At 69.1% G+C, this 23,426-nt stretch carries 19 protein-coding genes and 1 tRNA gene; 13 read left to right on the top strand and 7 right to left on the bottom strand.

The window, feature by feature from the left end; translation table 11 throughout:
• Window positions 1-37 precede the first annotated feature (37 nt).
• Entirely contained in the window at window positions 38-241 is a 204-nt protein-coding gene (locus OG207_RS14895; RefSeq protein WP_329099021.1) for a DUF397 domain-containing protein, read from the bottom strand.
• The gene (locus tag OG207_RS14890) at window positions 238-1,110 is read right to left on the bottom strand and encodes a helix-turn-helix domain-containing protein (protein ID WP_329099020.1); all 873 of its coding nucleotides are present in this window, start codon (window positions 1,108-1,110) and stop codon (window positions 238-240) included. Before OG207_RS14890 ends, OG207_RS14895 begins: the two co-directional genes overlap by 4 nt.
• A gap of 171 nt (window positions 1,111-1,281) precedes the next feature.
• On the opposite strand from OG207_RS14890, the gene OG207_RS14885 reads away from it, so the two are divergent.
• Window positions 1,282-1,896 carry an ATP-binding protein gene (locus tag OG207_RS14885; RefSeq protein WP_329099019.1) on the top strand — a complete coding sequence of 205 codons (615 nt, stop codon included), beginning with the start codon at window positions 1,282-1,284 and terminating at the stop codon, window positions 1,894-1,896.
• 81 nt (window positions 1,897-1,977) lie between these two features.
• Entirely contained in the window at window positions 1,978-2,571 is a 594-nt protein-coding gene (locus OG207_RS14880) for a Uma2 family endonuclease (protein ID WP_329099018.1), read from the top strand.
• A 54-nt stretch (window positions 2,572-2,625) separates the two neighbouring features.
• Here OG207_RS14880 and OG207_RS14875 read toward each other — a convergent pair whose 3' ends face one another.
• The 5 genes from OG207_RS14875 to OG207_RS14855 all read right to left on the bottom strand — a co-directional run bounded on the left by OG207_RS14875 (window position 2,626) and on the right by OG207_RS14855 (window position 10,191).
• Window positions 2,626-3,276, bottom strand: coding sequence for a hypothetical protein (locus OG207_RS14875; protein ID WP_078095086.1), 651 nt, complete (start codon window positions 3,274-3,276; stop codon window positions 2,626-2,628).
• Between the two features lie 75 nt (window positions 3,277-3,351).
• A complete protein-coding gene (locus tag OG207_RS14870; RefSeq protein ID WP_329099017.1) occupies window positions 3,352-4,911 on the bottom strand; it encodes a type I restriction-modification system subunit M in 1,560 nt (519 codons plus the stop codon).
• Window positions 4,908-6,440: a restriction endonuclease subunit S gene (locus OG207_RS14865; protein WP_329107638.1), complete on the bottom strand. Its 1,533-nt coding sequence runs from the start codon at window positions 6,438-6,440 to the stop codon at window positions 4,908-4,910. Before OG207_RS14865 ends, OG207_RS14870 begins: the two co-directional genes overlap by 4 nt.
• 5 nt (window positions 6,441-6,445) lie before the next feature.
• Window positions 6,446-10,006, bottom strand: coding sequence for a DEAD/DEAH box helicase family protein (locus OG207_RS14860; RefSeq protein ID WP_329099016.1), 3,561 nt, complete (start codon window positions 10,004-10,006; stop codon window positions 6,446-6,448).
• A 113-nt stretch (window positions 10,007-10,119) separates the two neighbouring features.
• Window positions 10,120-10,191, bottom strand: a tRNA-Arg gene (locus tag OG207_RS14855).
• 106 nt (window positions 10,192-10,297) lie between these two features.
• On the opposite strand from OG207_RS14855, the gene OG207_RS14850 reads away from it, so the two are divergent.
• The 11 genes from OG207_RS14850 to prmC all read left to right on the top strand — a co-directional run bounded on the left by OG207_RS14850 (window position 10,298) and on the right by prmC (window position 23,386).
• Window positions 10,298-10,783, top strand: coding sequence for a response regulator (locus OG207_RS14850; RefSeq protein ID WP_402694959.1), 486 nt, complete (start codon window positions 10,298-10,300; stop codon window positions 10,781-10,783).
• A gap of 94 nt (window positions 10,784-10,877) precedes the next feature.
• Window positions 10,878-11,807 (top strand): ArgS-related anticodon-binding protein NrtL, encoded by a 930-nt coding sequence (nrtL, locus tag OG207_RS14845; RefSeq protein WP_329099015.1) that lies wholly within the window; start codon window positions 10,878-10,880, stop codon window positions 11,805-11,807.
• 19 nt (window positions 11,808-11,826) lie between these two features.
• Entirely contained in the window at window positions 11,827-13,218 is a 1,392-nt protein-coding gene (gene lysA / locus OG207_RS14840) for a diaminopimelate decarboxylase (RefSeq protein WP_329099014.1), read from the top strand.
• Window positions 13,219-13,342: 124 nt separating this feature from the next.
• Window positions 13,343-14,647, top strand: coding sequence for a homoserine dehydrogenase (locus OG207_RS14835; RefSeq protein ID WP_329099013.1), 1,305 nt, complete (start codon window positions 13,343-13,345; stop codon window positions 14,645-14,647).
• Between the two features lie 6 nt (window positions 14,648-14,653).
• Window positions 14,654-15,724, top strand: coding sequence for a threonine synthase (gene thrC, locus OG207_RS14830; RefSeq protein WP_329099012.1), 1,071 nt, complete (start codon window positions 14,654-14,656; stop codon window positions 15,722-15,724).
• 344 nt (window positions 15,725-16,068) lie between these two features.
• The gene (gene thrB / locus OG207_RS14825; protein WP_030008669.1) at window positions 16,069-16,995 is read left to right on the top strand and encodes a homoserine kinase; all 927 of its coding nucleotides are present in this window, start codon (window positions 16,069-16,071) and stop codon (window positions 16,993-16,995) included.
• Window positions 16,996-17,427: 432 nt separating this feature from the next.
• Window positions 17,428-19,551, top strand: coding sequence for a transcription termination factor Rho (rho, locus tag OG207_RS14820; RefSeq protein WP_329099011.1), 2,124 nt, complete (start codon window positions 17,428-17,430; stop codon window positions 19,549-19,551).
• Between the two features lie 231 nt (window positions 19,552-19,782).
• A complete protein-coding gene (locus OG207_RS14815; RefSeq protein WP_329099010.1) occupies window positions 19,783-20,886 on the top strand; it encodes an LCP family protein in 1,104 nt (367 codons plus the stop codon).
• Window positions 20,887-21,070: 184 nt separating this feature from the next.
• Window positions 21,071-21,289, top strand: a complete 219-nt coding sequence (gene rpmE / locus OG207_RS14810; RefSeq protein ID WP_030008686.1) for a 50S ribosomal protein L31 — start codon at window positions 21,071-21,073, stop codon at window positions 21,287-21,289.
• A gap of 124 nt (window positions 21,290-21,413) precedes the next feature.
• Window positions 21,414-22,493, top strand: a complete 1,080-nt coding sequence (prfA, locus tag OG207_RS14805) for a peptide chain release factor 1 (RefSeq protein ID WP_329099009.1) — start codon at window positions 21,414-21,416, stop codon at window positions 22,491-22,493.
• 47 nt (window positions 22,494-22,540) lie between these two features.
• Window positions 22,541-23,386, top strand: a complete 846-nt coding sequence (gene prmC, locus OG207_RS14800; RefSeq protein ID WP_266604981.1) for a peptide chain release factor N(5)-glutamine methyltransferase — start codon at window positions 22,541-22,543, stop codon at window positions 23,384-23,386.
• Window positions 23,387-23,426: the final 40 nt, after the last annotated feature.

Below are 23,426 nucleotides of genomic sequence, written 5' to 3'. Positions count from 1 at the left end.
ACGTGGTCGCCCGGCTCCTGCCCCCGGGTCGCCCCGGTCAGCCCACCTGCGTGACGAACGCCTGCCAGGCGCCGGCCCCGAACCCGATCACAGGCCCGGCGGGCCGCTTGCTGTCGCGGACGGGGACGATTCCGGGGACGTTGTCGGCGACCTCGACGCAGTCGCCTTGGCCTCCGCTGTAGCTGCTCGTGCGCCATATCGCGGTCTTGTGGCCGGTCGTCGAGCGGACCTCGTTGCTCATGCTCTGTGCTCCTTGGCAACACGCTGGATCAGCGCGAGTGACTCCGTAGGCGGCAATGCTGCCATGCGCGCGTCATCGAAGAGCCCTCGGTAGCAGGCGACTTCCTGCTCTCGCTCCATCCAGATGTTGCCAGTGGGGGCCTCGGTGAGTACGAGGTCGAGCGACGCCAGTTGCGGGAAGCTGAGCAGCACGTACGGGCCGAACATGCCCGAGTGGGCGCCGCGTGTGAACGGCAGCACCTGAACGGTGATGTTGGGTCGCTCGGCCATGGTCAGTAGGTGTTTCAACTGTGCGTGCATGATGTCCGGCCCGCCGACTTGTTGGCGCAGCACTCCTTCAGCGAGTACTGCCCAGAACTCCATGGGTTCCGCACTCGTCAACCGTTCCTGCCTGGCAAGTCGTACCTGGACGAACCGGTCGATCTCCTCAGCCGTATGCCAGGCGCGTGATGCCACTGTTACGGCCCGCCCGTACTCCGGAGTCTGGAGGAGTCCGGGCACCATCTGCACTTGGTAAGTGCGGATGCTGTCGCAGATCGACTCCATCTCGATCTGGTCGCGGTACGCGTCACTGAGAACGGAGGCGTACTCATGCCACCACCCTTCACGCCGTCGTCTGTTCGCCCTCAAGGCAAGGGAAGTCAGGCGCTCCCGCGACTCCGTGTCCATCACCCCGTATGCCTCCATGAGCGCGATGAGATCAGGTGTGCGGACCGGGACATGGCCGTTTTCGATGCGGCTGATCTTTCCCTTTGTGCAGTCCAGCACCTCGGCAGCAGCCGCAGTGGTGAGGCCTGCGGCTTCTCGGGACCGGCGTAGTTCATCGCCGAGTTGGCGACCCAGGACCGTGGAGGGCATCACGTTTGGCATAGGTAACTCCCTATCAGAGCCGGAGGCTTGCGGACTCGCGAATGCCCGTATGGGTGAATTAAGAGCCAGCAATCCATTCAACGTTGCGCCGTTACCTGTTCTGCGGACACTCTCCTGGTGTCGGTAACTGAGCCCCCGCTTGTCCGGGGGTTCCGACCCTCTGGAGCTGCCATGGCCGCACTGATCGACGTCTCATTCCGGCTCTCACGCCGACCCCGCAGCGCGGCAAGGGCCCGCGCGGCACTGCGCGCCCTACTCGGGGACTGGGGCGCGGGGGACGACCTCCTCCACACCGCCGAACTCGTCCTCTCCGAGCTCGTGACCAACGCCCTCCGCGCACCCGCACCCAGCGACCGCCAAGTCGGCGTACGGATCGCACACTCCTCGACGGACGGGCTGCTGCGCCTGGAGGTGAGCGACGCCGGATCCGGCCGGCCGGAACTTCGTCACCCCGGCGCGGAAGACGAACGCGGCCGGGGGCTAAGGCTCGTGGACGCGCTCAGCCACCGCTGGGGCGTCACCGCACGCGCGGGCGGCATCGGCAAAACGGTCTGGTCGGAGCTGAAGGCCCCCGACCTCCTCCCCACCCCGTCAACGAGGGAGGTCGCGGCGGTCACGGTCAGCCCCGGCCAACAGGTCCGCGTCTGGGGCGCGTGGCGCGCGGTCCGCAGCGTACGGACGGCCCGCCACGCCACCGGCGGCCTGACGGTCGTCCTCGCCCTGGACGAAGGCCCACCCCTCCACCTGGCCGCAGCGGAGCCGCTGGCCGTACGAGGGCTGCCGTAAGGTGAAACGCGCCGTACGAGTGCCGAGTGCGATGTACACCCAGGCCCCGCACCCACTCCCCGCAGGCAAGGAGGCGACACCGTGTCGGACCCGGCTCACCACCCCATCCCCGTCCGCCGCGGACACCTGCGCGACGCCGCCGAGCAGATCGAGCAGGCCACCGGCATGCGCGTGGAGATCATCGGGGGCACCCTCATGATGTCCCCGAGCCCGAGCGGCAAGCACGCCGGGACCGTCATCGACCTGCGCGACGCCATCCGTCCGAGCCTCGCCGCCGCGTACGAGGCCTACGAGAACGTGTCCGTCCCGATGCCCGACGATCCGGACGACTACGCGACCCCGGACCTGACCATCGGTCCCCGCGCCTTCAAGGAGGACGACGGCTGGCTCCTGGAGGCGGACGCGATCGCCCTCGCGGTCGAGGTCATCTCGCCCAGCGAGCGGCTGAGGGGGATCAACGAGAAGACCGCGTGGTACGCGGCGGCACGTGTCGCCCGCCTGTTGCAGATCGACCCGCGCACGGGCACGTGGTCCCTGTTCACCCGTCCGGGAGAAGGCGAGTACAAGGGCGTCGTCCACGGAAAGTACGGCGACCCGGTCCCGCTGCCCGACGACCTCGGCGGTGACCTGCCCACTTCCGGTCTTCCCCTGTACGGGACGCCGCCCGGCTCTTGAGACGCCGAGGGCGCCACGGACAGCAGTCCACAGCGCCCTCACCCATCCCAGAGGTCAGCCGAGAACCTTGGCGATCGCGAGAGCGATCCGCTCGATCCAGTCGATCGCGTCCGTCACGTCGGCGTCGGAGATGGGGCGGCGCCGCTTGAGGTCGCCGTCCAGCAGGTCCGCGTCATGGGCGATCTTGTTGCGGCGGTCGGTGATGGAGACGTACTGCTTCTTCAGCGTCTGGTCCGTCATCCCCGTGCGGCCGTGGTTCCACTCGTTGAGCTGGACCGCAGCCTTGGCCCAGATGTTCTCCTCCGTGACCAGCTTCAGCGCCTCGCTGATCTTGCGCGGGTTCTGGAGGGAGGCGTTGGCCCACTTCGCCTTGACGTGCTCGGACACGGCGTCGGCGAGTGTGGTGGTGCCCCGCCGGACCTCCTCGACCTTCTCCAGCGGTAGCTCGAACTTCGTCAGCTGGTATGGCATGCCAGGACTGTCCGCGGCGGCGAGGTCGGCCACCCGGCGGTACAGCTCCTCGTGGAACCAGTGGTCGATGGCGCTGACCGCCTGCACCCACGCGGCACGGTAGAAGTCGCCGATGTCGAAGACGGGGGACTGGAAGGCGGCCAGGCTCTGGCCGGCGAGGACCATCTTCCGGGCGTACTCGATGTTGGTCTTGAACGCCTGGAACTCGCGCGTCTGTGGCTGCGGAACTGCCATGGGATGCCCCCGTCTCGCTGATTGATCGAGATCAAGACTTCCGGCGAGACGGGGACGGGTCAACTCAGTTGCGGGTCAGGCGCCTTCGCCTGGCTGGATCTCGTCAGTATCAGCCGAGATCTCGCCACCGAGCGCCTCCGCGATCGCGGCGAACTCGCTGAGCGCGGCCTGCAAGTCCTCCACGATCTCCTGCGCGATCACCTCGGGCGGCAGCAGGCTGTCGGCGTCGTCGAGGGCCGGGTCCTTCATCCAGGTGATGTCGAGGTTCACCTTGTCGCGGGCGATGAGTTCGTCGTAGTCGAAGCACTTGAAGCGCTCGGTTTCGACACGCTCGCCGCGAGCCTTGCCCGGCAGGTAGGCCTCGACGAACTCCTCCAGAGCAGCACGAGTCAGCGGGTGCTGCTTGAGGGTGAAGTGCTTGGCGGTGCGGAAGTCGTAGACCCAGAGCTTGGAGGTGTTGTGCGCGCCTCCGCTGCGGGGCGGCTTCTTCTCGAAGAAGAGGACGTTGGCCTTGACGCCGCCCGCGTAGAAGATGCCGGTGGGCAGACGAAGGATCGTGTGCAGGTCGAAGTCTTCGAGCAGGCGACGCCGGATCTTTTCGCCGGCCCCACCCTCGAAAAGCACGTTGTCGGGGAGGACCACCGCCGCGCGGCCGTTCATCTCCATCAGCGACATGATGTGCTGGAGGAAGTTCAGCTGCTTGTTGGTGGTGGTGGCGCGGAAGTCATCGCGGTCGTAGGAGATGTCCTGCTTGTCGGCCTTGCCGTCGGTGCCGACGATGGTGATCGCGGACTTCTTGCCGAAGGGCGGGTTGGCGAGGACCAGGGAAGCATGCTGCTTGGGCTGTTCGGCGAGCGCGTCCCCTTCGGTGATGAGGGACTTGCCGTCGGCGTCACCGATGCCGTGCAGCAGCATGTTCATCGCGGCGAGGCGGGCGGTGCCGGTGACCAGCTCGTTGCCCCAGATCTTGCCGTCCCCGAGCGCGAGCCGCTCCTCGCGGGAGAGGTTCTGCATGTGGTGCTCGCGGATGTAGGCGTGCGCGGCGATGAGGAAGCCGGCGGTTCCGCAGGCGGGGTCGGTGATGGTGTCGCCCGGCTGGGGCTGCATCACGTCGACCATGGCGTCGATGAGCGCGCGGGGCGTGAAGTACTGGCCGGCGCCGGTCTTGGTGTCCTCGGCGCCCTTGGCCAGCAGGCCCTCGTAGGCGTCGCCCTTGAGGTCGGTGCCCTGGATCGTCCAGTCTTCCTTGCCGATCAGCTCGACCACGAGCTTTTCGAGGAGGGCGGGCTCGGTGATGCGGTTCTGCGCCTTGGCGAAGATCCTGCCGAGGGTGGTACCGGGGCTCTTGCCGAGCTCGGCCAGGATCTCGCGGTAGTGGACTTCGAGCTCGATGCCCTTCTTGGAGGCGAGCGACTGCCAGTCGTACTTGGCGGGTACGACGGTCCGCGCTTCGGCCTCGGTGAAGGGATCGGAGGCGATCTCGTCGGCCATCTTGAGGAAGAGCAGGTACGAGAGCTGCTCGACGTACTCGATGGTGGACAGGCCGTTGTCCCGCAGGACGTTGCAGTAGTTCCAGAGCTTCGCGACCAGGGTGTTGGTTTGTGCGTGCGCCAGGGCGGGGGATGCGGGGGTCACAGCGGAAGCTCCTGCTGAACGGCGGTAGTGGGCGAAGGGGTTGAGGCGGGGGCCGGAGGCGGTGCGGCTTCGGCCGCCTTACGGGGCCGACGGGTGCCCCGCTTGACCTTGCCGCCCTGAGCTTCGCGCTCGGCCCGGATGCGGTCGAGAAGCGCGGTGGCGGGCTCGTCGACGGGGTCTTGGGGGACCAGCCGACCGCTGAACGCGCGGTTCGCTACTGAAATTCGCAGGTGCCTCGACCGCGTGATGGCCGCATTGGTGGCGGAGACCAGACGGACAGCCCCGGCGACTGCGGTGTCTACTGCGGCGAGCGTTTCACGCTGTACTTCCAAGGGCGGGACAGGGATCGGAAGCCGCGAGAGCGTTTCGGCGCTGAGGTTGTACTGACCAGCTGACGAGGCTGCGTACCGTTCGATCGCTCGCCGCCAAAGTGGGCTCTGCGTGACCAATTCGATCCAGCGAGGTTCCACAAAACCGGGTGTGAGTCGGAACCTGATGAGGTAGGACGCGAAGGCGTAGGCGAGAGGTTTCTCCACTACGCCTACTCGACCGATGAGACTCGGGCTGCCATTGGTGCGTACGAACAGTAGGTCTCCAGGATCGAGGGAGAATTTCGTCAGGTCGAGTTCCGGGTCAACCGCGTTCTTGACGTCTGATAGATCGATTGATCCACCCTGAACATTGGGAATGCGCAGAACTGGATAACCCAGGGCGCCGTAGCCACACTTGGTCGAAGTGCCGTATCCAGACGAGTGTGACAAGGTGCCTAGGCTGATATTCGTCCAATTATCCGGCAGGGTGTATCCAGGAATACTGACGGGAGTGATGGGCTGCCACCGGCGGGTGGCCAGGGATCTGCTGGCTCGGTGGAGAGTGCTTTCTGTTACTGTTTCGTCCGCATTTACTGGGCGGCTGAAACCTCCAGACATCGCGCGGCCGTAGAGAAGTGACCTGAGTCGTTGGGACTTCGTCTGAGCCACGGTCAAGTCAGCACTGCCTGCGTCGAGGCGGGAGAGGTGGCTTTCGAGGGATTCGACGATGCGGCGCTGCTCGGCTAGAGGTGGCACGGGGATCTGCCAAGCGGCCAGCTTTGCAGCTCCGAGGTGGTGGATCCCGACTCCACGCGCCCCCTTTGCGAAAGCCCCTCGCGTGGCTTCATGGCGCAATAGGTGCAGGAGATAATGTGGCTCAATGTCGGTCGTGGCGCGCACCCGGATCAAGGTGTTTTGGAAGCAGCAGTCGGCGATCTGATTGTTCCAGATGGCTGGTTTGCCAACCTCACCCGCGCTTCCCGATGCCTCGCTTAGAATGATGTCTCCGGGAATCAGACGATACGTCTCCAGCTCGGCGTCGGTGAAGTTCATCTCCTTCACGTCGCCAAGTTTGAGGCCGTTCCAGTCTACGTTGGCGGCTCTCAGGTATGGGCGCATTTGGTCGCCGGAATGGTTCTTTGGGGAACGTTGCCGACCAAGTCGCACTTCGGCGACTTCCTCCAGCCTGGACCAGGCCCATCCCGCCGGAAGTTCCACGTCACTCAAGCCAATTCTCGATTCAACTCATTCAATAGAGACCGCACATCCCGCCCCGGGAAAGCGTGCTGGAAACCGCGGCCTCCGCCCTTCCCCTTGAAGGGCTCCGCGTTGAACTCCTTGGTGCTGATGCCGACGTCACTCGCCACCACGTCCCGTATGGACCGCAGCCACCACAGCTGCTCCTGCGAGAAGTCCGCCCCGGCCTGGCTCTGCTTCAGCAGCCACGCCTCGAAGCGTTCCTCCACCGTCTCACGGTACGGCCGCAGCTCCTCGTCCACGCCCAGCTCGTACCGGATCAGGGAGATCAGATCCGGCACGCCCGCCTCGCGGCCGGGAGAGTGGGCTGCCACACCCAGGTCCTCGTAGTACGTCCAGAGAGCCTTCGGCGTCCACCCGAAGTGCGGGCGGCGGATCTCCAGCGCCAGCTCCTGGAGCGCCGCGTACGTCTCCGCCGGGGAGACCGACCTCGGGCTCGTCAGGGCGATGCTGACCGCCGCGATGCGGTCGCGCTCCTCCTTCAGGAGCCGGCTCCAGCGGTCGACCTGCTCCTTCGCCCGCTCCTCGCGCGGGATCTCGTTCAGATCCGTCACCGCGACGGGCGTGAACTCGTCGAAGACGTAGTCCTTGTCCCGCCGGATCTCGATGATGTGCCGCCGCAGCTCAGGCCGCTCCGTCAGCGGCGCGATCGCGTTCTCGACCAGTCGCCGGGCCGCCGCCTGGCCGCCCTCGTCCAGCGCGCGTTCCTGCCGGTCCGGGTCCACCGCCTTGACGATCGCTCCCGCGATCTCGGACAGCGTCTGTCCGCCCGCCGCCCGCGTCAGCTGCTCGCGTTCCTCCGTCGTCAGCTGCTGGTTGAGGCGAGCCAGACGTCCCGCCAGGATCTCGGCCTCGTTCGCGCTGATCGACTTCGTACCGGCCTTGTCGAGCAGCTTGGCCAGCGACACCTGGCGCTCACCCGCCGGAACCAGCGGCCGGGCGTCCACCAGCGGCGAGTCCGTCACGCCCACCGCGTCCACGAGCACGAAGCGGTCCTTGCGCACCGACGCGTCCGCGTCCGGCGTGACCTCCTGGAGCTCCGTCGCGTCGATGGTCCGGGCGCCGCGCCCCTTCATCTGCTCGAAGAGCACCGCGCTGCGCACCTCGCGCAGGAAGATGACGCACTCCAGGGCCTTTACGTCCGTGCCCGTAGCGATCATGTCGACGGTCACGGCGACCCGCATCCGGGGCGAGTTCCGCAGCGCGCGGATCAGCTCGTCCGGGTCCTCGCCGGCCTGGCGGCTCTTGTACGTGATCTTCTTCGCGAAATCGTCTCCACGCCCGAAGATCTCCTTGACCTGGGCCAGGACGTCCTCGGCATGGTCCTCGCCGACCGCGAAGATCAGGGTCTTGGGGAGTTCGCTACGCCCGGGGAACCAGCGCTGCCAGTTGTCCCGGTACGCCGTCAGGACCGCACGGATCTCGTCCACCGTGACCACCGACCGGCCGATCTGCCTGGTCGTGTACGTGAAGTCGTCGTCCAGCTCCTGGTAGCGCTGCCGCCGGGTCTTGCGGTCCTTGATCCGTACCGTCGTACCCGACTCGATCTTCGCGCCGCCGTTCTCCCGCAGGTCGGTCCGCATCCGTACGACGTCGAAGTCGACGTTCACCCCGTCCGCCACCGCCTGCGGGTAGGTGTACTCGGAGACCAGGTTGCGGCCGAAGAAGCCGAGGGTCTGGAGCGTGGGCGTGGCGGTCAGGCCGACCAGATGCGCGTCGAAGTACTCCAGGACCCCCCGCCACAGCCCGTAGATCGACCGGTGGCACTCGTCCACGATGATCAGGTCGAAGGACTCGATCGGCACATCGGGGTTGTAGGAGACGTCGATCGGCAGGTCGGTGGCGTACGTGTCCTCGTACGCCTCGCTGTCCGCGGCCTCGTCCGCTTGCTCGTCCTCGGCGATGGTTTCCCCGCGCAGCAGCGAGTACATCTTCTGGATCGTGCAGATGGTGACCGACGAGGTGTCCTGGAGTCCGGCGGCGGCCAGGCGGTCGACGTTGTAGATGTCGGAGAGCTTGCGGCCGTCGTCGGGCGTCGTGAACTTCCGGAACTCGTCGTAGGCCTGCCGCCCCAGGTTGTTGCGGTCCACGAGGAACAGGATCCGCCGGGCCTTGGCGTGCTTGAGCAGCCGGTACGTCTGCGCCACGGCCGTGAAGGTCTTGCCGGCGCCGGTCGCCATCTGGATCAGCGCCCGCGCGCGGTCCTCGCCCAGGGACTTCTCCAGACCGGTGATCGCGTCGATCTGGGCGAGGCGCAGGCCGTTGGCCTCCAGTACGGGCAGTTGGCGCAGAGCCGCGCGGAACGTGAGGGCCTCCCGGTTCTCCTCCGCGCGCCGCATCCACGCGGCCACCGTCTCGGGCCGGTGGAACGAGAAGACCTCGCGGGAGCGGGCGTCGGGGTCGAGGCGGTTGATGAAGTACGTCTCGGTGCCGGTGGTCGCGTACCGGAACGCGAAGGGCTCCGCCTCGCGCCAGACCGCGAGGCGGTGCTCCTTCAGGACTCCGGACGCGTAACGGTCGTTCTGCTCGACGGCGCTGGACAGGTGGTCGCCCTCGCGCTTGGCCTCGACCACGCCGACGATGTGCCCGTCGACGTACAGGACGTAGTCCGCGCGGCCGGTCGCGAGGGTGAACTCGCGGACCGCCACACCCTGACCCGCCTCCGGGTTGACCTGGTCGCGGTCCTGCACGACCCAGCCGGACGCGCGCAGCATCCCGTCGATGGCGTCGCGGGCCTGTACCTCGTTGAGCGGGGCCGGCCGCTGCGCACGGTGGATGATCGCCTCGCGGCGCTTGGCGTCCACCTGCCGGGGCTGCTGACGGGCTGCCTCGTACTTCGCCTGCTGGGTGGTGCGCAGTTCGTCGATCTGCGAGGTCAGCTGCTCGACGCGGGCCAGCAGCTTGCTCTTGTTCGCGTCGGCGCTGGCGATGAGGTGCTCGGCCTCGGCCCGTGCCTTGCGCTCGGCTTCGAGGGCGTCGCTTGACTCGGCGAGCCTGGTCCGGGCCTGGGTGAGCGCCTGTCGGTGGCCGTCGAGGGCCTCCCGCAGCTCGGCCAGCTCGGCCGGGTCGGTGACCTGCGCGGTGTCACCGGGGTCCGTGGGCGGTACGAACTCCGCGACCGTCCGCCGGCCCTCGATGGCGTCGTGGAACCAGAGGCCGAGCTTGTAGCAGACGCGTACGGCGGCCAGGGCCCGTGCCGTGTCGAACAGGTGGCTGTGCGCGGCCTTGTTCCGGTCGCGGCGCAGCCGGTCGAAATCGTCACGGATCTCGGGGACGAGTACCCCGGCACGCGTCAGCGCGGTCAGCCGGTCGACCTGCCGGTCGCCCTCGATCCGCATACCGATGCGGGTGATCAGCTCCTCGGCGAGGACCTCACCGAACTGGCCGGCCTGGACCAGGGACGAGTTCGGGTGAGTGAAAACCGTGGCTTCCGCCGAAGCGCCGTAAAGAGAGAGCAGCGGCTGATGCTGGTAGAGGACCCCGAAGTTCGGTGAGCCCTTCGCGAAGTCGCGGAGTCTGTCGTCCACGGTGTCGGTCCCCCCGAATGCTGGTCTGCGGGTGTCCATGGTGCGAAACACAAGAAGACCCTCCGAACAGTAATGACACTGTTTGGAGGGTCTCTTTGGCACTTCCTGCGAAGTGCCCCCGGCAGGATTCGAACCTGCGCACACGGCTCCGGAGGCCGTTGCTCTATCCCCTGAGCTACGGGGGCGCGTCGTTGGTGTTGCGGCGACGGGTTGAACACTACCAGCTTCCGTGGGGTGATCAGGAACTGCTTTACGGGGGAGGAGGGAGTGGTTCGCCCGCAGGGGGTGGAAGTGGCGAAAACCCGGACGCGGGGGCCCCCGCGGACCTACTCTCGAGTTGTGCCAGGCGTCTCGGGTCGGGTGCTTGTTGTCGACGACAACAAGGTCATCCGGCAGCTGATCAAGGTCAATCTCGAGCTGGAGGGCTTCGAGGTCGTGACCGCGAACGATGGTGCCGAGTGTCTGGACGTCGTGCATCAGGTGTGTCCCGATGCGATCACCCTTGATGTGGTCATGCCGCGGCTGGACGGGTTCGGGGCTGCCGCGCAGCTGCGGGCCGATCCGCGGACCAGGGACGTCCCCGTCGCCATCGTCAGCGCCTGCACGCAGCAAGAGGTGGAGGCCGGGATCGCGGCCGGGGTGGACGCCTTCCTCGCGAAGCCGTTCGAGCCCACCGAGCTGGTACGGGTCGTGCGCCGGCTGATCGAGAGCAAGGACCGGCACGACGGGTGGGAAGGGGCGCCCGCCGGGAGGGGGAGGGGCGGTCCCCTCCAGTAGGGCGGCCCGTTTGCCGGGCCCGCTCGTCCAGGGCGCTGTTCACATGGCGAAACCCTTCGACCCATGACGGTGCGTCTCCCCTAGGCTGGGTCCCGTGACCCCCGCAGACCTCTCCCGTTGCGTCGTGAGCGCCGTGCGCCGCGCCGTCGAGGACGGTGAGCTGGGCGGGGCGGTGCCCGCGCGGGTCGTGGTCGAGCGGACCCGGCCCGGTGGGGTGGGGGAGTACGCCACCCCCGTCGCCTTCCAGATCGCGAAGGGCGCCGGAGCGCGGCCGGCCGAGGTGGCCGAGGTACTGGCCCGCCGGCTGGGCGGTGTGGCCGGGATCGAGCGGGTCGAGGTCACCGGGGCCGGGTTCCTGAACTTTTCGCTGAGTTCCGTTTCCGCCGCCCAGCTGGTGCGTGACGTGCGCCCGGTGGCGGTGATCGAGGTCCCGGATCCGCCGTCCGGCGAGCTGCGCGAGCGCCTCGTACGGGCCGCCGTCGCGCGGATCGAGGCCCTGCAGGGAGCCCTGCCCGGTCCGGCCGTGAGCGTCGCGCCCGTCGCCCGCCGGGACGGGGACGTGCTCGCGCGGTACGGGGCCGACGCCGTCGCCTGGGCCGCGCTCACCACCCCCGCGCGCGAGACCCCTGAGTTCCGCGACGAGCTGCTCGTACAGGGGGAGGGCAACGAGCTCTTCCGGGTGCGGTACGCCCGTGCCCGCGCCCACGCGCTCGTACGCAATGCCGAGCAGCTGGGGTTCCGCCCCGAGCCCGGCGAGGTCGACGCGCCCGCCCTGTTGCGCGTCCTCGCCGACCACCCCCTCGTCCTCGAAGCCGCCGCGCACCACCGTGCGCCCGAGCGGCTCGCCCGGCACCTCGTCGAGCTGGCCGACGCGCTGCTCGACTTCCAGCACCGCGTCCTGCCCAAGGGCGACGAGAAACCCTCGGCCGCCCACCGTGCCCGGCTGGCTCTTGCCGAAGCCGCCGGGACGGTGCTGGCCGGCGGCCTGGCCCTGCTCGGCATAGACGCACCGACACGCTTGTGACCCGCGAAGAGAGATACCGATGAGCCGTTCCGCGCACCCCGCCGGGCCCCGCCACGCCGACGTCCTGCCCGAGGGGCACTACTCCCCGCCGCCCGCCGACCTGAACGCGCTCGACGAGAAGGTCTGGGCCCGGACCGTCGAGCGTGGGGCCGACGGGGTCGTCGCCGTGGGCGGCATCGAAGTCACCGAGCTCGCCGAGGAGTTCGGCACCCCCGCCTACTTCCTCGACGAGGAGGACTTCCGGGCCCGCTGCCGGGCCTGGGCGCACGCCTTCGGTCCCGACGCCGACGTGTTCTACGCCGGCAAGGCGTTCCTCTCCAAGGCCGTCGTGAAGTGGCTGAAGGAAGAGGGACTGAACGTCGACGTGTGCTCCGGCGGGGAGCTGACCACCGCGCTCGCCGCCGGGATGCCCGCCGCGCGGATCGCCTTCCACGGGAACAATAAGTCCGAGGGCGAGATCCGGCGGGCCGTCGAGGCCGGGGTCGGACGCATCGTGCTCGACTCCTTCCAGGAGATCGCCCGCGTCGCGCACGTCGCCCGTGAGCTGGGCGTCCGCCAGCCCGTCCAGATCCGCGTGACGGTCGGCGTCGAGGCGCACACCCACGAGTTCATCGCCACCGCGCACGAGGACCAGAAGTTCGGCATCGCGGTCGCCGACGGGTCCGCCGCCGAGGCCGTGCGCCGGGCGCTCGGGCACGACTCGCTGGAGCTGCTCGGCGTCCACTCCCACATCGGTTCGCAGATCTTCGACATGGCCGGCTTCGAGGTCTCCGCCAAGCGCGTCGTGCGGCTGCTGGCCGCCGTACGGGACGAGCACGGGGTGGAGCTGCCCGAGATCGACCTCGGCGGTGGCCTCGGCATCGCGTACACCTCGAACGACGACCCGCGCGAGCCCCACGAGATCGCCAAGGCCCTCACCGAGATCGTGGCCCGCGAGTGCGAGAGCGCCGGACTGCGCGCCCCGCGGATCTCGGTCGAGCCCGGCCGCGCCATCGTCGGCCCGACCGCGTTCACGCTGTACGAGGTGGGGACGATCAAGCCGCTGGAAGGCCTGCGGACCTACGTGAGCGTCGACGGCGGGATGTCCGACAACATCCGTACCGCCCTCTACGACGCCGAGTACTCCATCTCCTTGGTCTCGCGCACCTCCACCGCCGAGCCCATGCTCGTACGCGTCGTCGGCAAGCACTGCGAGAGCGGCGACATCGTCGTGAAGGACGCGTTCCTGCCCGCCGACCTCGCACCCGGCGACCTGCTGGCCGTTCCGGCCACCGGCGCGTACTGCCGCTCCATGGCCAGCAACTACAACCACGCGCTGCGCCCGCCCGTCGTCGCGGTGCGCGACGGACAGGCCCGAGTGATCGTCCGCCGCGAGACGGAGGAAGATCTCCTGCGTCTCGACCTCGGATGATGAAATAGGTGTCTCACTCAATGGACCGAGGATGGAAACTGCTGTCCATTGAGTGAGACTTGTTCCACCCGACGGGCAAACCGCCCGCACGGGGACTGATGGAAGATCGAAAGGCGTAGGTCGAATGATGCGTACGCGTCCGCTGAAGGTGGCGCTGCTGGGCTGTGGAGTGGTCGGCTCAGAGGTGGCTCGCATCATGACGACGCACGCCGACGACCTCACGCAGAGGATCGGCGCGCCCGTGGAGCTCGCCGGCGTGGCCGTACGCCGCCCTTCCAAGGTCCGTGAGGGCATCGACCCGGCGCTGATCACCACTGACGCGACCGCCCTGCTCAAACGCGGTGACATCGACATCGCCATCGAGGTCATCGGCGGCATCGAGCCCGCCCGCACCCTCATCACCACCGCCTTCGAGCACGGCATCTCCGTGGTCTCCGCGAACAAGGCGCTGCTGGCCCAGGACGGCGCCGCACTGCACGCCGCCGCCGAGCAGGCCGGGCTGGACCTCTACTACGAGGCCGCCGTCGCCGGCGCCATCCCGCTGGTCCGCCCGATGCGCGAGTCGCTCGCGGGCGACAAGATCAACCGCGTGATGGGCATCGTCAACGGCACGACGAACTTCATCCTCGACAAGATGGACTCCACCGGCGCCGGGTACCAGGAGGCGCTCGACGAGGCCACGGCCCTCGGGTACGCCGAGGCCGACCCGACCGCCGACGTCGAGGGCTACGACGCCGCCGCGAAGGCCGCGATCCTGGCCGGCATCGCCTTCCACACCCGCGTCCGGCTGGACGACGTGTACCGCGAGGGCATGACGGAGGTCAGCGCCGCCGACTTCGCCTCCGCCAAGCGCATGGGCTGCACCATCAAGCTCCTCGCCATCCTGGAGCGCGCCGCCGACGGCGAATCCGTCACCGCCCGCGTCCACCCGGCGATGATTCCGCTCAGCCACCCGCTCGCCTCCGTCCGCGAGGCGTACAACGCGGTCTTCGTCGAGGCGGAGGCCGCCGGGCAGCTCATGTTCTACGGGCCCGGAGCGGGCGGCGCGCCGACCGCGTCCGCGGTCCTCGGCGACCTCGTCGCCGTCGCCCGCAACAAGCTCGCCGAGGCAACGGGGCCCGGCGAGTCGGCGTACACCCAGCTGCCGGTCAGCCCCATGGGGGACGTCGTCACCCGCTACCACATCAGCCTTGATGTGGCGGACAAGCCGGGCGTCCTCGCCCAGGTGGCGACCACCTTCGCGGAGCACGGCGTGTCGATCGACACGGTGCGGCAGCAAGGTCGTCCGGACGGGGTCGGCAAGGAGGCCTCCCTCGTCGTCGTCACTCACCGCGCACCCGACGCCGCCCTTTCCGGGACCGTCGAGGCGCTGCGGAAGCTGGACACCGTCCGCGGTGTCGCCAGCATCATGCGTGTTGAAGGGGAGTAAGGACCCATGAGCAGCAATCGCACCCACCAGTGGCGCGGCATCATCGAGGAGTACCGGGACCGCCTGCCGGTGACGGACACGACCCCGGTGGTGACGCTCCGCGAGGGCGGTACTCCCCTCGTTCCCGCCCAGGTGCTCTCCGAGCGCACCGGCTGCGAGGTGCACCTGAAGGTCGAGGGGGCGAACCCCACCGGGTCCTTCAAGGACCGCGGCATGACCATGGCGATCACCAGGGCGAAGGAGGAGGGCGCGAAGGCGGTCATCTGCGCCTCCACCGGCAACACCTCGGCCTCCGCCGCCGCGTACGCGGTGCGCGCCGGCATGGTCTCCGCGGTGCTCGTGCCCCGCGGCAAGATCGCGCTGGGCAAGATGGGCCAGGCCCTGGTGCACGGAGCCAAGATCCTGCAGGTGGACGGCAACTTCGACGACTGCCTGAACCTGGCCCGCGCGCTCTCCGACAACTACCCGGTCGCGCTGGTCAATTCGGTCAATCCGGTGCGTATCGAGGGCCAGAAGACGGCCGCGTTCGAGATCGTCGACGCGCTCGGTGACGCGCCCGACATCCACGTGCTGCCGGTCGGCAACGCGGGCAACATCACCGCGTACTGGAAGGGCTTCAAGGAGTACAAGGCCGACGGCCTGTCCACCCGTACGCCCCGCGTGTGGGGTTTCCAGGCCTCCGGTTCCGCGCCCATCGTGCGCGGCGAGGTCGTCAAGGAGCCGCACACCATCGCCACCGCGATCCGGATCGGAAACCCGGCCTCCTGGGACTACGCGCTGGCCGCACGGGACGAGTCGGGCGGCTTCATCGACGAGGTGACGGACCGCCAGATCCTCGCCGCCTACCGGCTGTTGGCCTCGCAGGAGGGCGTCTTCGTCGAGCCCGCCTCGGCCGCATCGGTGGCCGGTCTGCTCAAGGCCGCCGAGCTGGGCCTGGTCGACCCGGGTCAGAAGATCGTGTGCACCGTCACCGGCAACGGCCTGAAGGACCCCGACTGGGCGATCGCCGGTGCTCCGCAGCCGGTCACCGTTCCGGTGGACGCCGAAGCCGCCGCCGTCCGCCTCGGCCTGGTCTGACGGCACTGCTGCTCCACTACTGCGGCACTCCCGCAGTAGTGGAGCAGCACCCGCAGGGGCCTTCCCGAGATCCTTCGGAACCCGGCAACTCACCCGTACGGCAACAAAAATACGGCTCAAGTCGGTCGAAGTCGGTTGAAGTCCGCGACACGCATCGTGCGCCTCCTGTGCGCCCTATGTCGCGAGAGAACCTTCCTTCGATACGCTGTACCCACATCCGCCACCGCGCATATGACTGCGGTGCTGCCCAGAGGGCCTTCGGGTGTCGTACGTTCTCCAGTACATTCGCAGCGAGCCAGCGAAGAGCGAAGATCTCGCACAGTCACAAGGAGTGTCATCGGACGATGGCCGGTCCAGCGTTCCGCGCCGCCGCCGTACGGGTGCGCGTCCCCGCCAGCAGTGCCAACCTCGGCCCGGGCTTCGACGCCCTGGGTCTGGCCCTGGGGCTCTACGACGACGTAGTCGTCCGGGTGGCCGACTCCGGCCTGAACATCGACATCGCGGGTGAGGGCGCCGACACCCTCCCGCGGGACGAGAGCCACCTGCTCGTACGCTCCATGCGCACCGCCTTCGACCTGCTGGGCGGTCAGCCGCGGGGCCTGGAGGTCGTCTGCGCCAACCGCATCCCGCACGGCCGCGGACTCGGCTCCTCCTCCGCCGCCATCTGCGCCGGCATCGTCGCCGCGCGCGCCGTGACCATAGGCGGCGAGGCCAAGCTCGACGACGCGGCGCTGTTGGAGCTCGCCACTGAGATCGAAGGCCACCCCGACAACGTCGCCGCCTGCCTGTTGGGCGGCTTCACCCTCGCCTGGATGGACGGCGGCAGCGCCAAGGCGATCCGGATGGAGCCCGCCGAATCCATCGTTCCGGTGGTCTTCGTGCCTTCCAAGCCGGTCCTCACGGAGACGGCGCGCGGCCTGCTGCCGCGCACCGTCCCGCACGTGGACGCGGCCGTCAATGCGGGTCGCGCGGGCCTGCTCGTGGAAGCCCTGACCAGGCGTCCCGAGCTCCTCCTGCCGGCCACCGAAGACCGGCTCCACCAGGAGTACCGGTCCCCGGCGATGCCCGAGAGCGTGGCACTCGTCAACAGGCTGCGGGCGGACGGGATCCCCGCGGTCATCTCCGGTGCGGGCCCCACGGTCCTCGCGCTGGTCGACAACGGCGCGGCCGACAAGGTCGCGCAGCTCGCGGGCGAGGGGTGGGCGGCCAACCGGCTCGCCCTCGACGCCGCGGGCGCGAGCGTACTTCCGCTGGGCACCCAGGGCGGCTAGACCCGCTTCCCCGGAGTGCACAGCCGGTCAGGGGCGGGCGGCCGGGGCAGGCCGCCCGCACGGAAGGGCGCGATTGCCGGTGATTGAGAGGGGGAATAACTATTGGATCCGGTAGTGTTAGTCTCAAGTGCGCATCGGAAGCCGCTATGGCTCGGTGCTCAGTGTCCCCATTCGGGACCACATTTCTTCCGGGAGCCTCCCCGACTGCTTTGATCACCTCCAGCAGTTTCGAGCACGCTCCGGAATCGGCGTGACATTCCCACGCTTTCAGCTCGGGGGCTTCTCGCCGGAACCAGCCATGCACGTTTCTTCCGCCGTACTTCTACCGGCGGACCACCGCCCCGGCACGGTCCACACCAAGGACTGCTGTCGGACAGCACAACCGGTCGCCGAGCCAGACAGGCCGACGTCCGCTCCAGGGAAGGACCCTTCGTGAGCGACACCACCGATCTGATGGGCGCTGCCGACACCTCTGTCGACACCAGTGCCCCCGCCGCGGGCGCCGCACCCAAGCGTCGACGCACCGGCACCGGCCTTGACGGCATGGTCCTGGCCGAGCTGCAGCAGGTCGCTTCGGGCCTCGGGATCAGGGGCACCGCGCGGATGCGCAAGAGCCAGCTGATCGAGGTCATCAAGGAGGCGCAGGCGGGCAGCGGTGCCCCCAAGGCCGCCGCCTCCACCGCCGCAGCCACCGCCGAGGCCAAGCCGAAGCGCCGTGCCACCAGCAAGGCCCGCACGGGTGAGGCCGCCGCCGAGGCGCCCGCCGAGAAGCCCGCAGTGCAGGCGCAGATCGAGATCCCGGGTCAGCCGGCGGGGGGTCCCTCCCGCACGAGCGAAGCCGAGCGCGGGGGAGATGACGCCCCGGTCGGCGAGCGCCGCCGCCGCCGTGCCACGGCTCCCTCCGGCAGCCCGGAGGCCTCGGCCCCCGTCGCCGTACAGGTCGAGCAGAAGACCGAGACCGCGCCCGCCGCCACCGCCCCGTCCGAGACCAAGGCCGAAGCCGCCACCGCGGTCTCCGCCGGCCAGGCGCAGGGCCAGGACGGCGAGGGCCGTGGTCGTCGCGATCGCCGTGACCGCGGTGACCGTGCCGAGCGCACCGACCGTCAGCGCGACCGCCGTGACCGCGGCGCCAAGGCCGACGACCAGGGCCAGGGCGGCCAGGGTCAGGGCGGCCAGGGCCAGGGCGCACAGGGCGGCCAGGGCGGCGGCCGTCAGGAGCGCGCCGACCGTCAGCAGCAGGGCGGCCGCGGCCAGGGCCAGGGTCAGCAGGGCCGTCAGGACCGCCAGGACAACGGTCCCCAGGACGACTTCGACGGTGAGGACGGCCGGCGCGGCCGGCGCGGTCGCTACCGCGACCGCCGTGGCCGCCGTGGCCGCGACGAGTTCGCGCCGAGCGAGCCGCAGGTCGCCGACGACGACGTGCTGATCCCCGTCGCGGGCATCCTCGACATCCTGGACAACTACGCGTTCATCCGGACCTCGGGCTACCTGCCCGGCCCCAACGACGTGTACGTCTCCCTCGCCCAGGTCCGCAAGGCCGGCCTGCGCAAGGGTGACCACACCACCGGTGCCGTGCGCCAGCCCAAGGACGGCGAGCGCCGCGAGAAGTTCAACGCCCTCGTGCGGCTGGACTCGGTGAACGGCATGGCGCCCGAATCCGGCCGCGGCCGACCGGAGTTCCAGAAGCTCACCCCGCTGTACCCGCAGGACCGGCTCCGTCTGGAGACCGACCCGGGCGTGCTGACCACCCGCATCATCGACCTCGTGTCGCCGATCGGTAAGGGTCAGCGAGGCCTGATCGTGGCCCCGCCGAAGACCGGTAAGACCATGATCATGCAGGCGATCGCCAACGCGATCACCACCAACAACCCCGAGTGCCACCTGATGGTCGTCCTGGTCGACGAGCGTCCGGAAGAGGTCACCGACATGCAGCGGTCGGTCAAGGGCGAGGTCATCTCCTCGACCTTCGACCGCCCGGCCGAGGACCACACCACCGTCGCCGAGCTGGCCATCGAGCGCGCCAAGCGTCTCGTCGAGCTGGGTCACGACGTGGTCGTCCTGCTGGACTCCATCACCCGCCTGGGCCGCGCGTACAACCTCGCGGCGCCCGCCTCCGGCCGCATCCTGTCCGGTGGTGTCGACTCGACCGCGCTCTACCCGCCGAAGCGCTTCTTCGGTGCCGCGCGCAACATCGAGGACGGCGGCTCGCTGACCATCCTGGCCACCGCGCTCGTCGACACCGGCTCGCGCATGGACGAGGTGATCTTCGAGGAGTTCAAGGGCACCGGCAACATGGAGCTCAAGCTCGACCGGAAGCTCGCCGACAAGCGCATCTTCCCGGCCGTCGACGTCGACCCGTCGGGCACCCGCAAGGAGGAGATCCTCCTCAACGCGGAGGAGCTCGCCATCGTCTGGAAGCTGCGCCGGGTGCTGCACGCGCTCGACTCGCAGCAGGCGATCGAGCTGCTGCTCGACAAGATGAAGCAGACGAAGTCGAACGCCGAGTTCCTGATGCAGATCGCGAAGACGACCCCGTCGGGCAAGAACGACGACTGACGTCCGGCTCGCGCATCACCGCGACAGCCCCCGCCGCACCCGCGGCGGGGGCTGTCGCGCGTACGGGCGGATTTCCTGGGTACGGGCGCCCCAGCGGCGCGGCTGCGCCCCCGCCGGGCGGTTCGGGCGGGAATGGAACCCTGCGCGGCGTACGCCCGTCTGTGTCAGAGGAACCGCGGGGTGGACGGCGGGCCGAACGACCAGGGGACCGGACACAGGACTGAGGAGAGCATGACCGAGGAGAGCAAGGAGCACGGCGGACGTGCCGCGGCCCGGCGCGCCCGCCGCAAACCGGCGAAGCGCCGCAGGGCCGTCGCCGTCGCCGCCTGGAGCGCCGCGGGGGTGGTCCTGCTGGGCGGAGCCGGCCTCGGCTACTTCTACTTCAAGCTCAACGGCAACCTGAAGAGCGTCGACCTCGACCAGGCCCTCGGCACCGACCGCCCGCAGAACGTCGACAACGGCTCCATGGACATCCTGGTCCTCGGCTCCGACTCCCGGGGCGGCGCCAATGGCGAGTACGGCCAGGACGACGGCGGCTCCGCCCGCTCCGACACGGCGATGATCATCCACCTGTACGAGGGCCACGAGAAGGCCAGCGTCGTGTCGATACCGCGCGACACCATGATCTCCCGGCCCTCCTGCCCGACGTCCGGCGGCAAGACCGACCCCGGCGGTCAGCGAACCCAGTTCAACGAGGCGTTCACCGTCGGCGGGGCCGCCTGTGCGGTTAAGACCGTCGAGAAGATGTCGGGGATCCGCATGGATCACTACATAGAGGTCGACTTCACCGGCTTCAAGAAGATCATCGACAATCTCGGCGGCGTCGAGGTGACCACCACCAAGCCGATCAAGGACGGTGCCAGCCACCTCGACCTCGCGGCCGGCACCAACAGGCTCGACGGGGAGCAGGCCCTCGGCCTCGTACGCACCCGCAAGAGCGTCGGCGACGGCAGCGACCTGGGCCGAATACAGCTCCAGCAGGCCTTCATCAAGGCGCTCATCAAGCAGGTGAAGGGCATCGGGGTCTTCGACAACCCCAAGAAGCTGCTCGGCATCGCCGACTCCGCGACCAAGGCGATCACCACCGACAAGGCGCTCGGCGATGTGAAGTCCCTCATGGGCTTCGCCCAGGGGCTCCAGGGCATCGACGCGCAGGACATGCAGATGATCACGCTGCCGGTGACCACGGACCCCCGCGACCCGAACCGCGTGGCCCCGCTCACCAAGGAGACGAAGATGGTGTGGGACGCCCTGCTGGCGGACCGGCCGATCCCGGCCGAGGCCACCGTGAACTCCTCCGGGGACAAGAGCGCCGCCGGGTCGATCGTCCAGTAGCACCCCTGGTCGCAGGGCCTGCGCACCGGTGCGGAATAGACGGCGACCCCCTGCCGTTGAGGAAGGCGTCCTCAGAATTTTGACAGGCGGCCCGGTCCTGGCAGACTGGTCTGTCGGCCCCGGTTCACGCAGTACGCAATTCGGCTTCCTGCGACCCGGCGCCCTCCCGAATCTAGGAGACACCTTGAAGCGCGATGTTCACCCCGAGTACGTCGAGACCGCGGTCAGCTGCACCTGCGGCGCGTCGTTCACCACCCGTAGCACCCTGACCGAGGGCACCATCCGTGCCGAGGTCTGCTCCGAGTGCCACCCGTTCTACACGGGCAAGCAGAAGATCCTCGACACCGGTGGCCGCGTGGCCCGCTTCGAGGCGCGCTTCGGCAAGGGTGCGGCCAAGAAGTAGCGCGACCCAGGCGCCGGTCTCCGGCCGCCCCCTGTCCACTCGGGGGCGGCCGGACCGGCGCCTTTGTCGTCGTTCCGGCACGTCCCCTGCAGTCCTTCGCACTTTTCACCCCAGGAGTCCCCCGATGTTCGAAGCGGTCGAGGAATTGGTCGGCGAGCACGCCGATCTTGAGAAGAAGCTCGCCGACCCTTCGGTCCACTCGGATCAGGCCAACGCGCGCAAGCTGAACAAGCGCTACGCGGAACTGACCCCGATCGTCGCGACCTTCCGTGCCTGGAAGCAGTCCGCCGAGGACATCGAGACGGCCAAGGAGCTCGCGGCCGACGACCCCGATTTCGCTGCCGAGGCCAAGGAACTGGCCGCACAGCGCGAAGAGCTCACCGAGAAGCTCCGCCTGCTGCTCGTTCCGCGCGACCCCAGCGACGACAAGGACGTGCTCCTCGAGGTCAAGGCGGGCGCGGGCGGCGACGAGTCGGCCCTGTTCGCCGGCGACCTGCTGCGCATGTACCTGCGCTACGCCGAGCGCGTGGGCTGGAAGACCGAGATCATCGACGCCACCGAGTCCGAGCTCGGCGGCTACAAGGACGTCCAGGTCTCCGTCCGCACCAAGGGCGGCAACGGCGCCACCGAGCCCGGCCAGGGCGTCTGGGCCCGCCTGAAGTACGAGGGCGGCGTGCACCGCGTCCAGCGGGTTCCGGCCACCGAGTCCCAGGGCCGCATCCACACCTCAGCCGCCGGCGTGCTCGTCACCCCGGAGGCCGAGGAGGTCGAGGTCGAGATCAACATGAACGACCTCCGCATCGACGTGTACCGCTCGTCCGGCCCCGGCGGCCAGTCCGTCAACACCACCGACTCGGCCGTGCGCATCACGCACATCCCCACCGGTGTGGTCGCCTCCTGCCAGAACGAGAAGAGCCAGCTCCAGAACAAGGAGCAGGCCATGCGCATCCTGCGCTCGCGGCTCCTGGCCGCGGCCCAGGAAGCCGCCGAGCAGGAGGCCTCGGACGTGCGCCGCAGCCAGGTGCGCTCCGTGGACCGTTCCGAGAAGATCCGTACGTACAACTACCCGGAGAACCGGATCTCGGACCACCGGACCGGTTTCAAGGCGTACAACTTGGACCAGGTGCTCGACGGTGACCTCGACTCGGTCATCCAGGCCTGTGTCGACACGGACTCCGCGGCCAAGCTCGCGGCCGCGCACTGACCCGATCCCCGCACCACCCCCGTACGACAGCAGCCCGGAGGACCAGCGTGAACTTGCTGCTTGCCGAGGTGGCCCAGGCCACCCAGCGGCTGGCCGCCGCCGGCGTGCCCTCACCGCGCTTCGACGCGGAGGAGCTCGCCGCCTTCGTGCACGGCGTCAAACGGGGGGAACTGCACCACGTCAAGGACGCGGACTTCGACGCCCGCTACTGGGAGGCCGTCGCCCGCCGCGAGGCGCGCGAGCCGCTCCAGCACATCACCGGCCGCGCCTTCTTCCGGTACCTGGAGCTCCAGGTCGGGCCCGGGGTCTTCGTGCCCCGGCCCGAGACCGAGTCGGTCGTGGACTGGGCCATACACGCCGTGCGCGCGATGGACGTCGTCGAGCCGCTGATCGTGGACCTGTGCACCGGCTCCGGCGCCATCGCGCTGGCCATGGCCCAGGAGGTGCCGCGCTCGCGCGTGCACGCGGTCGAGCTGTCCGAGGACGCCCTGCGGTGGACCCGCAAGAACGCCGAGGGCTCCCGGGTCACCGTCCACCAGGGTGACGCCCTGAGCGCACTGCCCGAGCTCGACGGCCAGGTCGACCTCGTCATCTCCAACCCGCCGTACATCCCGCTCACCGAGTGGGAGTACGTCGCCCCCGAGGCCCGCGACCACGATCCGGAGATGGCGCTCTTCTCCGGCGAGGACGGCCTCGACACCATCCGCGGCATCGAGCGGACCGCCCACCGGCTGCTGCGGCCCGGCGGCATCGTCGTCATCGAGCACGCCGACACCCAGGGCGGCCAGGTGCCGTGGATCTTCGCCGAGGAGCAGGGCTGGGCCGACGCCGCCGACCACCCGGACCTCAACAACCGCCCGCGCTTCGCGACGGCCCGCAAGGCCCTGCCGTGACCGGCGCGACGATTCCCGCCACCCCCCTGCTGCACGAGGA

Source organism: Streptomyces sp. NBC_01439, from assembly GCF_036227605.1.
Lineage (GTDB): Bacteria > Actinomycetota > Actinomycetes > Streptomycetales > Streptomycetaceae > Streptomyces.
The sequence above is the reverse complement of the archived record's forward strand: the minus strand, read 5'-3'. Positions and strand labels throughout refer to the sequence as shown.

Coding starts and splice junctions, on each gene's coding strand:
- OG207_RS14885 (WP_329099019.1), top strand. CDS start 1,282: ATGGCCGCACTGATCGACGTCTCATTCCGGCTCTCACGCCGACCCCGC.
- OG207_RS14875 (WP_078095086.1), bottom strand. CDS start 3,276: ATGGCAGTTCCGCAGCCACAGACGCGCGAGTTCCAGGCGTTCAAGACC.
- prfA (WP_329099009.1), top strand. CDS start 21,414: ATGTTCGAAGCGGTCGAGGAATTGGTCGGCGAGCACGCCGATCTTGAG.
- OG207_RS14890 (WP_329099020.1), bottom strand. CDS start 1,110: ATGCCAAACGTGATGCCCTCCACGGTCCTGGGTCGCCAACTCGGCGAT.
- thrC (WP_329099012.1), top strand. CDS start 14,654: ATGAGCAGCAATCGCACCCACCAGTGGCGCGGCATCATCGAGGAGTAC.
- OG207_RS14815 (WP_329099010.1), top strand. CDS start 19,783: ATGACCGAGGAGAGCAAGGAGCACGGCGGACGTGCCGCGGCCCGGCGC.
- OG207_RS14895 (WP_329099021.1), bottom strand. CDS start 241: ATGAGCAACGAGGTCCGCTCGACGACCGGCCACAAGACCGCGATATGG.
- lysA (WP_329099014.1), top strand. CDS start 11,827: ATGAGCCGTTCCGCGCACCCCGCCGGGCCCCGCCACGCCGACGTCCTG.
- OG207_RS14835 (WP_329099013.1), top strand. CDS start 13,343: ATGATGCGTACGCGTCCGCTGAAGGTGGCGCTGCTGGGCTGTGGAGTG.
- thrB (WP_030008669.1), top strand. CDS start 16,069: ATGGCCGGTCCAGCGTTCCGCGCCGCCGCCGTACGGGTGCGCGTCCCC.